This window comes from Paenibacillus favisporus, from assembly GCF_040545415.1.
Classification (GTDB): Bacteria; Bacillota; Bacilli; order Paenibacillales; family Paenibacillaceae; genus Paenibacillus_AQ; species Paenibacillus_AQ favisporus.
Genome location: NZ_JBEPLV010000001.1, coordinates 1407570 through 1421482, shown reverse-complemented (window position 1 = coordinate 1421482; position 13913 = coordinate 1407570). Strand labels below are relative to the sequence as shown.

The 13913-nt window shown below is 48.3% G+C and carries 11 protein-coding genes; all 11 read right to left on the bottom strand.

The features are described 5' to 3' along the window. Positions 1–4 precede the first annotated feature (4 nt). The 11 genes from ABID47_RS06675 to ABID47_RS06625 all read right to left on the bottom strand — a co-directional run bounded on the left by ABID47_RS06675 (position 5) and on the right by ABID47_RS06625 (position 13893). Positions 5–508 (bottom strand): DUF3600 domain-containing protein, encoded by a 504-nt coding sequence (locus ABID47_RS06675; RefSeq protein ID WP_354495378.1) that lies wholly within the window; start codon positions 506–508, stop codon positions 5–7. Next, positions 498–1061 (bottom strand): sigma-70 family RNA polymerase sigma factor, encoded by a 564-nt coding sequence (locus tag ABID47_RS06670; protein WP_354495377.1) that lies wholly within the window; start codon positions 1059–1061, stop codon positions 498–500. The genes ABID47_RS06675 and ABID47_RS06670 overlap by 11 nt, the downstream gene beginning before the upstream one ends. Positions 1062–1287: 226 nt before the next feature. Beyond that, a complete protein-coding gene (locus tag ABID47_RS06665) occupies positions 1288–1896 on the bottom strand; it encodes a hypothetical protein (protein WP_354495376.1) in 609 nt (202 codons plus the stop codon). 211 nt (positions 1897–2107) lie between these two features. After that, on the bottom strand, positions 2108–3367 hold the full coding sequence (locus tag ABID47_RS06660; RefSeq protein ID WP_354495375.1) for an FAD-binding protein: 1260 nt from the start codon (positions 3365–3367) through the stop codon (positions 2108–2110). A 156-nt stretch (positions 3368–3523) separates the two neighbouring features. Beyond that, positions 3524–4000 carry a GNAT family N-acetyltransferase gene (locus ABID47_RS06655; RefSeq protein WP_354495374.1) on the bottom strand — a complete coding sequence of 159 codons (477 nt, stop codon included), beginning with the start codon at positions 3998–4000 and terminating at the stop codon, positions 3524–3526. A gap of 244 nt (positions 4001–4244) precedes the next feature. Beyond that, complete coding sequence (locus ABID47_RS06650) at positions 4245–6473, bottom strand: chondroitinase-B domain-containing protein (RefSeq protein WP_354495373.1); 2229 nt, start codon at positions 6471–6473, stop codon at positions 4245–4247. A gap of 182 nt (positions 6474–6655) precedes the next feature. Beyond that, positions 6656–7780: a glycoside hydrolase family 88 protein gene (locus tag ABID47_RS06645; protein ID WP_354495372.1), complete on the bottom strand. Its 1125-nt coding sequence runs from the start codon at positions 7778–7780 to the stop codon at positions 6656–6658. 29 nt (positions 7781–7809) lie between these two features. Next, complete coding sequence (locus tag ABID47_RS06640) at positions 7810–8700, bottom strand: carbohydrate ABC transporter permease (RefSeq protein WP_354495371.1); 891 nt, start codon at positions 8698–8700, stop codon at positions 7810–7812. Between the two features lie 13 nt (positions 8701–8713). Next, the gene (locus ABID47_RS06635; protein ID WP_354495370.1) at positions 8714–9685 is read right to left on the bottom strand and encodes an ABC transporter permease; all 972 of its coding nucleotides are present in this window, start codon (positions 9683–9685) and stop codon (positions 8714–8716) included. Between the two features lie 77 nt (positions 9686–9762). Further along, complete coding sequence (locus ABID47_RS06630) at positions 9763–11412, bottom strand: ABC transporter substrate-binding protein (protein ID WP_354495369.1); 1650 nt, start codon at positions 11410–11412, stop codon at positions 9763–9765. A 153-nt stretch (positions 11413–11565) separates the two neighbouring features. Then, positions 11566–13893: a helix-turn-helix domain-containing protein gene (locus ABID47_RS06625; RefSeq protein WP_354495368.1), complete on the bottom strand. Its 2328-nt coding sequence runs from the start codon at positions 13891–13893 to the stop codon at positions 11566–11568. Positions 13894–13913: the final 20 nt, after the last annotated feature.

Genomic DNA, 13913 nt, shown 5'->3' with positions numbered 1-13913 from the left:
CCTTTTACGGCTTGGCATTATTGTTTATCTTCTCGAAGTATGGTGCCAGCTTTGAGGCTAGCTGCTCAAACCGCTGCTGTTCTTCTTGGGTCAGCTTCTCCTCATGTTTGACCCCTTTTTCATCGGTGATCTTCAGCTTTAATTTGATCAGCTGCTTTATCAGCACCTGATACTCCTTAAATTCATCTTCCGTAAGCTTGCCTTTTGCTGCCTGCAGCATTCCTTCAATCTCTTGGTAATCTTCCTGTGTGCCGCCGTGCTGTTCAATGGTTGAAACAGAACCGAATAGATCATCGGCAAGATAGGAAGAAGCAAATACCGCGGACGGAATCAGGATGGCTACTGCGGCAATACCTGCGAGCACTCGTTTTTTCATGGGAGATCTACCTCTCTTATCGTTTGCATACTGATGATAGGACTGTCGGACACGACCATACAATTCGGGTGGGCACTGCATCGAATCTGCCACCTGGCGAAGCTCTTCACGCAATTCCTTCTCAATGGACATACGCGTCTCCTCCCGTCATTTCGATCCGTTTCCGGAGTTCTTTCATTGCCAGGTGATGCCTGGATTTCACTGTGCCAACGGGGATCTGTAGAATGTCTGCAATTTCTTCCAGAGCGTAGTCGTGAAAATAGCGAAGGATGACGACCACACGTAATTTGTACGATAATTGGCGAACAAGGCTGAAAAGTTCATGCTGCATCTCGAACTGCAGCACAGCTTTGTCCGTCCAGTCGAAATGTTCACATGTCATCCGGCGGTTTCGTTCAAAGAGGCGAATTCGGCGCCATGTCTTTCTTTTCCAGTCTTGGACTAGACGGACAGTAATCCCGTGCAGCCAAACCCGGAACGGCCGGTTCGGGTCGTAGGTTTGAAACGCCCGCCACATGCTCATGTAAACTTCATTCACAATATCCTCAATGTCCTGTTTGTTGTAGACGAGAAAAGCAACCGTCCGATAGACGTCTTGGTGAGTCGCCTGATAGACAAGTTGAAAGGCCGACTCGTCGCCCAACTTCGCTTTTTCAAGCCACGATAGTAACTCATTATCATTCATAGGGGCCCCTCCTGAACGTGTTACAACCCTTAATTCGCTCTCATGGGGAAAAAGGTTCAGTACGAGAATAAAAATTTTTGGCCAAATTATAGGAAATTGAAATTCTTCAGGATGACCATTGTAGAATTTTCACACCTATCTTGTGAAACAAAAATAGCCGCTGCTACGCGGCTTTAAGGATTTATTTATCGGAAGCTTTTGAATAATATCGGAATAAACGCTGCACTCAATCAACATGAAACAAACCAATTACGGATTCACCATCAACGTCATACAGCGGAATATCGCGACCATCTGGTGATCTACTGTTCTGCATCGCAATGGCTTCCTCGGGTGTTTTTGGTAGCTCACCGTCTAAATCTTTTTTCAGCACATATCCCGCAGTGCCATCCACGCCTATAGCCCTTATTAATTCAGGTTCCATATCTGGAGAAGCAGCATCTGCGCTAGAACCGTATGTCTGTCCGTTTTTATTTTTAGGAAAGTTCATATTCTTGGCGCCAACATGAAAAGTACCAATTACCGTTTTCCCATCAACATCATACAGTGGAACATCACCAGGTTCACCGAGGTAATCCTTTTTCAGCAAATACCCTTGAATACCATTCACACTTCCTGCATGGATTAGCTCAGGGAGCAGATCAGCGGAGTTGTCCTCTTGAGCAGAACCGTACGTTTGCCCATGTTCATTTTCAGGATAGTTCAGAGAATTTGTTTTGCTTTGATTCATTGTACTTTTAGCATCCGTGCTTTGGAATACCATGGCACTACCCACTACAAAAACAATACAACCAACAACAATCAATATTCTAATGCTTGAAAAATACATCCTCACATTTGTTCACTCCTAAACATTTCCTCGCTCTTCACTTTATAGCAGTTATAATTATTAAACGCATCCAAATAATAGAAAGTTACACTTATTTATCTATCAGCTTATTGACCAAAATGATTCATTCATAACTTTCGAACTCAAAAACCTCCAACCCTATTGAAAGAGGTGGAGGTCAGATCACATTTTCTAAATTGGTTATTTAAACTATACATTAATTCATAATGTAATGATCCAGGAACGTATTTCGAAACTTCCCTGTTGGATCGTATCGAAGCAGCAACTGACGGAAATCCGCTAACCGGTCATACCGGGCTTGTAATCTTTCCGGTTCCAGCATAAACAGCTTCGCCCAATGCGGGCGTACTCCAAACGGTTCCAGTTCATGTTCGATAAGCGGAATTAACTCGCGCACCCGCTCCCATTCCGGCTTCCATGTAAAATGCAAACCAACGCTGTCTTGATGGTAGCATGGGCTCATCCAGAATGTGTCCGAAGCAATGGTTCGTATCTCGGAAATGAAGAGCAGAGGCGCAATTAGATCACTCAATTTGCCTAGCGCATGTATCGCTTCGAGCGCATGCCGCCTCGGAATGAAATATTCACTTTGCAGTTCATTGCCTGCGCTGGGGGTAAAGTCCATACGGAAATGAGGCAACCGTTCGTACCATGGTCCCGGAGCGCCTAACTGCTCGCTACAGTTGACGACAGATTGACCAGAAACCATATGCCGTTTTTCCGGAGCTGGTAAAGCCCCGAAGAAATGGGATGGTGCCTCATCCTCCCCGTTTGTTCCCAGCTTTCGTTTTACCCACACTTGATTGAATATGGGCTCTGCCCAATTCGTAAACAAGCTGACACTGTATGCGGCAGATAAAATATCTTCGATGTCACTATCCAGTGCAGAAAAAGGAAGACGTTCATATACGGTCTGACTTACCTGAAACGAAGGTACTACATCCAGTGTAAGCTTAGTGACGACTCCCAGTCCGCCTAGTCCAACGGCCGCCCCATCAAACTCGGGATCAACCCCTCGCGTAAGTACTGTAATTTCTCCATCTGATTTCATTAGCTCAATAGCACGGACAGAAGACGCTAGGCTTGCATGATGGACGCCCGAGCCGTGGGTAGCTGTCGCCACGGCGCCAGCCACGCTAATGTGCGGAAGCGACGCTAAATTATGCAACGCGCAGCCATGATCATTTAAATAGCGGCACAGATCGCCATACCGAATGCCACCCTCGACAGTTACGATGTTCTGTTCACGATCGAGATCGATGACCCGATTCATCTTTCGAAGCGACAGGTGGCTGCCACCGGTGTCGGCAATTCCGTTAAAAGAGTGCCGCGAGCCAAGCACGCGTATGCTTCTGCGGTTAACTACCAGTTCCTTAACCTCTTCCAGATTTTTAGGCTCAAGCAGCTCCAACGAGCTGTAGCGATAGTTCCCGGCCCAGTTCAACTGATCTACCATACGACTCTCCTATTTAACATGCTAATTTTTGTCTGAATCAACTTGATTATTGAGGTATTCGGCATAGCGATCCACAATCCTGCCCAATGTCTTAATTAACCGTAAAATGTAGTAGTCATGTGTAAGCTCGAACCTTGTACTTGTTCTATCGCGTTATTATACGATAGGCAATTCCAGCGTCCTGCTTCTTGGTTTGAATCCTTTGGCATCATAGAATCCGATCGCATCTTCATTGAATTCCGCTACATGCAATTCGATACTGCTAAACTGCTGCGATTTGGCGAGCTCTTTAATATAGTCGATAAACTTGCTTCCGATATTTTTCCCTCTGTACTCTTCGGACACACAGATATGGTCTAATTCGATGTATCTTCGTTCTACATAAGCAGCCCTCTTCGGTGCATCCATGAAATTTAAAATGGTGTAGGCGATTATTCGGTCACCATCTTCCCCGATAAAGATCTTTACGTTATCGTCGTCTAACAATGAAATATAATAATCGTAATCGAGCGGTTTATCGCAAGGTCTGTAGATGTCCGGACGTTTCTTTGCATGGATGCTATATAATTGTCCAACCAGCTCGTTGATGGCACCAAAGTCCTCCGGTTTCGCCTCTCTTATTTTCCACTGCATATCTAGTTCCTCCCTTACACGGCGCAGATATTTCTTATTACCCTGGGTTGACGAGTATAATGCAGATTAGCGGCCAAGTTACATTTTTGTCTGGATGGCATGCATGTGTCTAAATAGGTGTCACCACATTCTGTGGTAAAGTATTTACAAAAATAAAGGCCAACTCGTTAACCGAGTTGGCCTTTCATTTACACTGCATTTTGTATTGCTACGGAAATTTCATTTACTTGCCAGTTGCAGCGCGTTATTTCATTAATGCCTGAGGCCCAACATCAACGGTCGTGAGCGGCCGATTCGTTATGGATCTGCCTGGGCTATATTCATCTGCGCCCACATCCGGCGCGTATCTCATCTGACCGTCCATGTCGTCCAGAGCAAGCAGCGGACTGAGGGCCGCATCGATAGCCGGACTGTATACCGACAACCGGATTAATCCGTCTGTACCGCGAACCAGCCTCAGATCCTCTTTGCGGATTGCCCCGCCAACAACGGGATTGTTCGAAAGAGGCGCGATGCCTTCTACCTTGTTCCCTTTGTATTCGGGTCGTTCCTGGGCCGGTGCTTTCATCATGGCTTCGGTCTCATTAAACATGGTGCCCGCATGGCTGAAGATCAGATTGTTATAGATCTTCGTCCCAACCGGCTGATACGTTCTTCCACCGAGGGTAAATACAGGCGTGTTGTTGCCGACATTCACAATCGTATTATGGTAGATCTGGACGTTATACTGCCGCCAGTGTCCACGCAGCAGCTCTGTTCTTTCCTCCTCCGGAAGGCTGTTTAACACAGCGGTTTGTTCATTCTCTCCGCCCCAGCGGACGGTCGGGTTCGTTCCGCCTTCCGGTCCCCCGTCATGCGTGCCGCCGTCAAGGCGGATGATTTTATCCGTTAGGCCCTCCATATAATTGTTGTAGATTTGATGATCATTGCCATAGATCCGGAAGCCGCTGAGCCCCGCCGTTTTTCCATCGCCGAGTATAAAATTGCCATAGAAGCGGTTGCGGTTCCCGTGACGGGATACGATCCCGCCATACGAATTGCGCACCGTATTGTAGCGGATGACGTTATCGCTGCTTTTTACCGAAATGATCTCGTCTTCGCCGTTTAACCCGTCAAATAGATTATGCTGAATTGTCACATAGCCTGAAGATAATGACAAACTGGATAACCCCAGACGAATCGCTTCCAGGCCGTTGCTGACCCGGGGGCCGATATCATGAAAATGATTGTATTCAATCACATCGTATTGCGAAATGCTCTGCCCGCTGTGGCCCTCGCCGTCATAGATTACCACAGCGCCAAATCCCTTCTTTGGACCGATGTCGTTATAAGCGATCCGGTTATGGCTGCTCGTACCTTCAACCCGGATATAGTGCCGGTTGGTTCCATTGTCGGTCAGCAGCTTATCATCTTCATACGGTGTCGACCCGCTATAAACTTCACCGCTCGGATCATAGCTGTTTTCTCCATAGCGGCAGCTTCCTTTGATGTTGAACAGGCACCACACGGAACGCTTATCTGCCTTGAACCGGTACGGCTGACCGGTCTCATCAAGTGCGAAGGTGTTGCCCAGAATGGAGATATGGCTGGAGCTCTGCAGCTGCACGCCAGGATGGACACCCGTCAAGGATCGGTTTTCTAGTCCGCGTTCGACCAAGGTTTGATCTCCCGTCTCATCTCCGATGCCATTCCGGAATTGGAGTCCCGTTACCTCGATGTAGCTGGAATTCTCAATGTGCATATAGCTGTTCCCTATAATCACCGCTTTGCCGGATTTCGCTGCCGTTACCCGGATCGGATACGCTGCGGTACCATGCTTATCTTTAATGACGAACGGGCCATTTTGTTCATAGCTGCCATGCTGAAGCTCAATCCATGTTCCGCTGACGGCTTCATCAAGGGCCGACTGCAGCTCCTTGGCCGTTCGGACCTTAATATGATTGAATTCAGGAGGTTTGACCTCCCCTTCCTTAACACTTCCCGCGTCAGGTGGAGGAGGGGCCGGTTCCCCTGTCTCCGGCGGGTTTCCTGCATACAGCTCCACTTCCATAATGCTGTTCCAATTTCCCGAGCTTCCGCTGGCACTGTTTCCATATCCCGTAAGACGGAGGTATCTCGCCTTCACCGGATGATCAAACACATAGGTCTGTAGGATACTCTCCTCCGGCTGGAGCTGACGGCTGGACTGCTTGCCAAGGACGACGGTCCCCGTCGCGAAATCAGGCGTATCCGATGCAGTGATTTCAAAGCTGGAAAGCCGTTCCCGTGCGTTTAAAAAAGCAATGTTCGCATAAGTTACCTTTTGCGGCTGCCCGAGGTCAAACTGAAGCCATTCCCCTTGTCCGGATGCAGACCATCGGCTCTGCTGGCTGTCCGTGTCTTCTCCCCAGATCCCATCCAACACCTTTTCAGGTACGTATTTCGTGTTCGGCTGGTATGAGCTGGCTGTCACACCGCTCACCGCTAGTTTCATATGGCTGCCTCCCGTTTCATTCGCTGCTCCATTCACCTGTGAAGGTTGTAACGTTAGTGACCCTAATAACAACGTCAGTAAAAGTCCTATCCCTACTCTGCCCGTAAGCCCCTGCCTGATCGTTTTTTTCAGTAACGTACTCAACACGCTCCACCTCTTTCTTTAATTAACGATGTAAAGCACTAAAATACACGGTGAGACCAGCCCCATAATTTCGCGAGCGCCTCCACATAATAATAATCCCCGTAGATCAAGGATACATCGACATTGACCCCTTCCGGCTTATGCCCTGTCGCGCTATGCAGAATCCCTTCGTGCTCATCGTCGCCAAAAGTGGAATAGCGTTGAGATAAAGAAGCGATTATCCGCGTGGCTGCATGATGATACACAGCCCCCACTTCGGGAGATGTTAATTCCGCGAGCTCCAGCAGGCCTGAAGCGGCAATGGCCGCCGCAGTGGAATCCCGAGGCTCGGTCTCCTGGTTCGGAACACGGAAATCCCAAGGCGGTACCATATCCTCCGGCAATGAAGCGATAAAGTGGTGTGCCACCCGCTGCGATGCCTGGAGATACTTGGGCTCCCTCGTGTACCGGAATAGGTTAGCCATGCCGTATAATGCCCAAGCATTGCCTCTGGACCAACAGGAATCCGGAGCATAGCCCTGCCCGCCTTTATATTCCAGCAGCCCGCCGCTCGCGGGATCAAATACGGCCACATGGCAGGTAGAACCGTCTGGCCGGATCATATGCCGTAAGGCCATGTCGGCATGCGCTTTGGCTATATGGCTGAATCTCGGATCCCCGCTCTCGTCTGCCGCCCACAACAGAATGGACAAATTCATCAGGCAATCGATGATTGCCCATCCCGGAAGATCACGGTTCCAAGCCCGCAGGTATTGGCCAGCCAGGTTGAACCGGCCTGCCAAAAAGTTGGCAGCTGCCAATCCCCTCCTTCTGCCATCGGCGTCGCCGGTTAATTTAAACTTCAGGATCGAGGTCGGCAAATATTGAAAACCGACATCATGATGAAAGCGATTCTCCTCCAACGTGAGCCGTTCCATTCGGATGTCCCAGTCCCACGCTGCATCAAGGTACATTTGATCTCCTGTCATATCGTAATAAATCCACAGCATTCCCGGCCAAAACCCCGATATCCAGTTATCCAATGTCAATCCATCGTATTCTCCGGATTTTGCCGCATGCGGCGCAAGCTGAGGTTCCTTTTGCATCAAACGATCCACTTTTTGCTGAGCATGCATCCACCATGTCTCCAACTGCTGATCATTTATGATCCCAAACTTATTCATCGTAATCCTCCTTTGGCTGCTCAACTTTTTTATCCCTTAATCGCCCCAATCAAGGCCCCTTTGACAAAATACTTCTGAAGAAATGGATAGACGAGCAGAATCGGAACGGTGGCCACGATAATCGTCGCATGCTTGAGCGTTTCACCAATAATGGCAACTTCTCCGCCGCTTGCTCCGGTGGCCATGGAGCTGGCATCATTGAGCAGCAGCAGCTCGCGGAGAACCAACTGAAGCGGATACAGCGATCGGTCCTGCAGATAGATCATTGCGTTAAACCATGAGTTCCAGTGGCTGACCCCGTAGTAAAGCAGCATCACGGCCATCACCGGCATACAGAGCGGAATCATGATCCGGAAGAGAATGACGAACTCATTGGCCCCATCGATCTTTGCCGATTCTTCCAGGCTGTCAGGCACAGCCTCGAACGCTGTTCTCATGATAATCAGATTAAACGCCGATATTGCCTGGGGGATCATCAGAGACCACAGCGAATTCGTCAGGCCAAGCCCTTTTACCGTGAAATATAATGGAATCAGGCCTCCATTAAAAAACATCGTAAATACGATAAACAGCATGAGCTGCTTACGGTAACGTAGTCCCTTGCGAGATAACGCATACGCCCCAAAGGCCGTCAGGATGATATTGATGACAAGTCCGCCGGCAAGAATAATGAAGGTGTTGACATAGCCCTTAATAATCATTGGGTTTTCGAACACTAGCTTGTAAGCATGAAAATTGAACTTTAGCGGTCTCCATAATATCCCGGAATGCTGCATGTACAGCGTTGGATCGCTTAGAGAAGCGAATAAAACATAGACCAGAGGGTAAACCGTACAGATTGTGATGACCGTTAATAAGGTATAGTTAAAGGCATCGAATGCTCTCTCACCTATGGATGGTCGGCCAATTCTTCGTTTCATGAGCGGGTTCCTCCTACCATAAGCCTGTATTGTTCATCTTCCGGCTCAACCAGTTGGAGCAGATGACCAGCATAAAATTGATGGCGGAATTGAACAGTCCTACGGCCGAACTGAAGCTGTAATCGAACTCCTGCAGTCCGACACGGTACACATAAGAACTAATCACATCCGCGGTTTCATACGTGGACGGATTGTAAAGGAGAATGATCTTCTCCCCTCCCACATTCATGACCCTGCCCATTTCCAGAATGAACAGGATGATGATCGTCGGCATGATTCCCGGTAATGTCACATGGAGCATTTGCTTCCAGCGGCCTGCGCCGTCCATTCTTGCCGCTTCATACTGCTCCTGATCAATACCGGCTAACGCCGCCAAATAGATAATGGTCCCCCATCCGATATTTTGCCAAATGCCTGATGAGACAAAGATCGTACGGAAATATTGGGATTCAAGCAGTAAAGATACCCGTTCCCAGCCCAACAACGCCAGCAGGTCATTAATGATTCCGTCACTCATCGTAAATTCTTTGATCATGCCGCATACGACAACAAGTGATATAAAGTGCGGCATATAGGTAAAGGTCTGGACAGTCCGTTTAAATACCGTCTTTCTCACTTCATTCAGCAAAAGTGCGAGAATCAGGGGAGCGGGAAATCCAAATAGCAGCTCATAGAAGCTGATCAATAATGTATTTTTAATGACACGCCAGAAATAAATGCCTTCAAAAAAAGACTCAAAGTGTTCCCAACCCACCCATGGACTGCCCATGATTCCTAATCGCGGGGAAAAATCTTTGAAAGCAATCAGTGCGCCGTACATCGGATAATAGTGAAAAATGGTGAAATAGAGCAGCACAGGTGTCAGCATCATATAAAGCCAAGGATTTCTTCGGATATCCTTCAGAATTCCCCAGCGGATCTGATTTCTGCTTCGGGAAGTGGTCAAGAGAGCCACATGCTGCTTTTGAGGCGGATGTTTCGCCATGCCGTGTCACTCCTCATGATCAATCTAAAGCCCAGAGGAATCGGGTGATCATCGCCCTCCTCCGGGCTGATCAACACTTACCGCTCGTTATAGCGATCCAGCGCATTCTGATAGATTTCGACCGCCCGATCAATCCCGAGCTTCTTGATCTGTGTGACGTAAGCATCATAATTCTCCATCGGTTCCTTCCCAACGATGAACTTAACAAACATTTCTTCCTTATAGTTGCTTACGTCCGTCAAGATTTTTCCGAGCTCTTTGCTCTCCTCATCCGTTGGGGTAAGGAAAGCGGGCAGCGTGTGTTTTTCCGCGTCTGTTTGAGACCATATTTTAACGGCCTCATCCTGCTCAGGGAACGTATTCCAATTGCGGCGCTCATCCGCTTCATACGGACCATTCGGTTTGGAGTATTGGGATACCATTTGCTGCAGGCTGTATTTCTCGTTATTTTTGATCAAATCGGTATACACCGGAGTTCCGTTGTCCATCGAATAGCTCTCGCCTTCAATGCCGAAATTGAACAGCATGGCGCCTTCATCGCTGTATGCATAGTCCAGCCACCTTGCGACCAATTCCGGATTTTTGGCAGCGGTTGTAATCGCTTTGCTTGGACCAGGGTTGTATTTAAAATCACGCTGACCCGTAAACGGAACCTCCCCTTTCTTTATCGTTGGATAAGGGGCACCCACCAATTTAAACTTCGGATCCTGTTTCTTCATGGCATCCATCCACTTGCCCAGACCCCCACTCAGCAGTGATACCGTTGCTCCGGTCTGGCCGGTTAAAATCTTGTTATCCAGAGCTTTGCCATCCGTAAGTGCAAAATCCTTATCGAACAAGCCTTCGGCAAACCATTTGCGGAACAACGCCAGGAAATCCTTGTACTGCGGATCGACCGGACCATACTTCACCTTGTCCTCATCATCAATATAAAAAGAGTTGGACGTATGATAGGCACCGATAAAAGCATCCCGGATTTCAAAATTCCCTCCCGTGTACGTGACGCTAAGCGGAGCTTTCGCCCCTTTCTGATCTTTGAAAGCTTTCAAGGTGGTCTCCCATTCCGCAATCGTGGTAGGTACAGGCAAATTCAAGTCGTCGAGCCAGTCTTTTCGAATGATTGGGCCACGGAATACCAGCCCAGACGGATTGCGGATCATCGGAAATACGTAATATTTGCCGCTGTCCGTTTTCACCATCTTGTCGAGTTCCTTGTCTGCTTCCAGCTTTTTCTTGAGGTTTGGCGCATACTTGTCAATGAAATCATTGAGTTCCAGAATGACCCCATCTTTGATCGCCTTCTCCGGTCCCCCAGGATAGGAGCCTGCGCTTCGCCCGGTCCAGTCATATTCGACCGTATCCGGCAGCTCATCAGAAGCGATCATCAGATTAAATTGTTCCTTCGTCTGCTGATCATTCGGATGGACATACTTCACGTTCACTCCTGTTTTCTCCGCAAGCGCCTTTCCAAACGGTGTTTCGGCTAGATTGGAATAGAAGGTGACGGCATTATTGTTCAAAGCTTCCCATGATGTGAACCCTTCGCTCGTCTTCAACGGATAGGTCGAACCGATATCTGAGGATGAATCCGCTTGATCTTTCGGTTCACCCTCCTCGGTGCTTCCTGTTGAGCATCCCGCCAGGATCAAACTCATGAGCAGGACAGAAGAGACAGCCGCTTTAAAACGCCTTAATAAGATTTTGCCTATCCGTAAACGTCGATCCATTGCCATTCCCCCGATTCAGGATAGTATGATGAATACCCTTTCACAACAAAGTATCCGAAGCCATTGTTCAACAATTCCGCGAAAGTGAACATAGACAAAACATAAAATGATAGGCAATTCTTTAAAAAAACGTGATCTTGTCTGTCTTCTGCGTCATTGTGCCGCCTTTTGGAATGCTCCGGGAGTGATGCCTTCAAACTTTTTAAAGGTTCGTACAAACGTGCTGACATCCGCATAACCGACCCGGCCAGCGACTTCATTGACGGTCAGCTTGTTTTGCGTCAAGAGGCTTTTGGCTTCAGCCAGACGCGAACGGTTAATCGTGTCCAGCAGCGCTTCTCCCGTATGATCTTTATAAAGACGCGAGATATAGGACGGGGTCATCCGGAATACATCTCCGATCATGGAAATATTCAAATTCGGATCGTGCAGATGGTTCTCTATGTAGCGCTGTACATCTTCAATTAAATAGCGGTGGTGATCCCGCTTCTCGGCTTGAATCCAGCTGCAGACCTGACTCAGCTTATCCTTCAATTGTTCCTTCATTTGCGGGACATGCTCACATGAAAGGAGCGGTTCTACATCCAAGAGATGCGCCTCCAGTGATCGTTTGCCGGTAACGCTGACTTCATCAACCGTATTAAGCATCGTGCTGGCCATGTTATACATTAAGCATTTGGCAAGTGGAACGGATACCGGGTGTCCCGTGAAGTTTTTCTGGAAAATATCTTCGATCAGCGCCTCAGCCTTCGCGTAATTTCCGCTCTTCACGACATAGATGAGCTGCTGTTCGACGCTGAGCGGGAAATAATAATGATGCGGCGGCGCCTGATTCAATTGCGTATCCCGATACCGGATGAACTGTCCGCTTCCAAGTACAATCCGGTACTCCAGGGCATCCAGTGCCTCATGATAGGACTGTGCGATCCCATAGATGTCCGAATAGACCTCCCCAACCGCGATCGTCAGCTCAACCTGCATCTGTTCCTGCATAAATTCACGAACCTGAGCGGATATGCGATGCAGAGTAAGCCGCTCCCGCTCTTCAGAATCGCTTTTATGAAAATTCACAATACATGCAAGAACATCATTCATTTCTGTCGTGTATATAGCGGCATCATCCGCTGCTGCATCCACCAGGACATTTGTCAGAATAAAATGCAGCATCTGCTCCTTTTGATCCGCCAGGCCGTTCTGGCCGTACTGTTCGAATTTCCCGAAACCGTCCACGGACATGAGAATGACCACAAAGCGGTCGGATGAGAACTCAATATGATGGGCAGCAAGGGATTCGTGAAGAAGAGCCTCCCTTTCTATGGATCCCTTAAGAAGCCTGCGGATGAGATGGGCCCGAATGGTGTTACGGTGCTGGTCTAAACGGGCACGCATATCTTCTTTCTCCGTAAAATAATGCTGAATGGCCCCTTGCAGGAAGGAATATTCACTTGAACCTCCGTCAAAACGCAATCCGAATTTATGCGAAAGACTTTGGAGCATCACTTGGATCGGCATATAATTTTTCCGCAGAAAAAGGACGCAAATCACGCCTCCAACCAGGAAGCACATGCCGATGCTGATCCATATGAGCTTGCGCATATACTGCATTTTCTCGTTAAAGAGGGATGCCGGTAATACGGAAACGTATTTCCAGCCCGTTATTTTTGAAGTGATATAGGAAACGGCTGCTTGCTGCTCCTGCACATCTTTATACACGATGCCCTGCTGATCCCGAAGCTCCCCGTAGGTGAGATGCTGCGGCAGGAGGCCTGGATCTGTCCGAGCGGCGATATACCGGCTCTCCGTATCCAGAATGAACATCCTTGCATCCGGATGCCGCGGGGCGCTTTCGATTAATTTCGAATCCTTCATGACAAACAGTACGATTGCCGGCGGCTGCCCCGGTGTGTTAAAAACAAGGGATCTTGCAAACACAACAACCGGTGTTGCAGTCCCTCCATCCCAAAACGTCATCGGCGTATAGCCGTTTACATATTTTCGCTCAAATAAGCTGTTCCATTGGTCAAAAGAGGTATCGTCCTGCTGGCGCAGCTTTTGAAACAAACCCTGGCGGTTCATATGATCGTAGGTGGAGATCACCGTGTCACTGTTTGTATACATGACATAAATTTGCTCAATGTAATCATTCGCGTTTTTATACGTGCGCAGGCTCTCGGAAATTTGGAACAAATCATAATAATGGGCATCGCTGAGCGGGGGATCGACACTCGAGAAGCTGGAGATATTCCGGTTTAAAGCAATCTCCAGGCTCAGCTGCTCCAGCCCTTTCAGCTTGCTGTCAATCGACATCTCCATCTGTTCCAATAACAACGCATTCGAACGGTTTGTTTCCGTCTTGACCTGTTGATAGGTGATGAAATACAGAACAATACTGATGAGAATGGGCACCATTAACACGGTAATATAGGAAATGAGCCAAGTCACTATCACGCTCCGGTTGTACTTACGCAGCTGCTTAAACATGATCCTCAAGCCTCCCTGGG

Coding starts and splice junctions, on each gene's coding strand:
- ABID47_RS06630 (WP_354495369.1), bottom strand. CDS start 11,412: ATGGATCGACGTTTACGGATAGGCAAAATCTTATTAAGGCGTTTTAAA.
- ABID47_RS06670 (WP_354495377.1), bottom strand. CDS start 1,061: ATGAATGATAATGAGTTACTATCGTGGCTTGAAAAAGCGAAGTTGGGC.
- ABID47_RS06640 (WP_354495371.1), bottom strand. CDS start 8,700: ATGAAACGAAGAATTGGCCGACCATCCATAGGTGAGAGAGCATTCGAT.
- ABID47_RS06645 (WP_354495372.1), bottom strand. CDS start 7,780: ATGAATAAGTTTGGGATCATAAATGATCAGCAGTTGGAGACATGGTGG.
- ABID47_RS06635 (WP_354495370.1), bottom strand. CDS start 9,685: ATGGCGAAACATCCGCCTCAAAAGCAGCATGTGGCTCTCTTGACCACT.
- ABID47_RS06650 (WP_354495373.1), bottom strand. CDS start 6,473: ATGAAACTAGCGGTGAGCGGTGTGACAGCCAGCTCATACCAGCCGAAC.
- ABID47_RS06625 (WP_354495368.1), bottom strand. CDS start 13,893: ATGTTTAAGCAGCTGCGTAAGTACAACCGGAGCGTGATAGTGACTTGG.
- ABID47_RS06660 (WP_354495375.1), bottom strand. CDS start 3,367: ATGGTAGATCAGTTGAACTGGGCCGGGAACTATCGCTACAGCTCGTTG.
- ABID47_RS06655 (WP_354495374.1), bottom strand. CDS start 4,000: ATGCAGTGGAAAATAAGAGAGGCGAAACCGGAGGACTTTGGTGCCATC.
- ABID47_RS06675 (WP_354495378.1), bottom strand. CDS start 508: ATGTCCATTGAGAAGGAATTGCGTGAAGAGCTTCGCCAGGTGGCAGAT.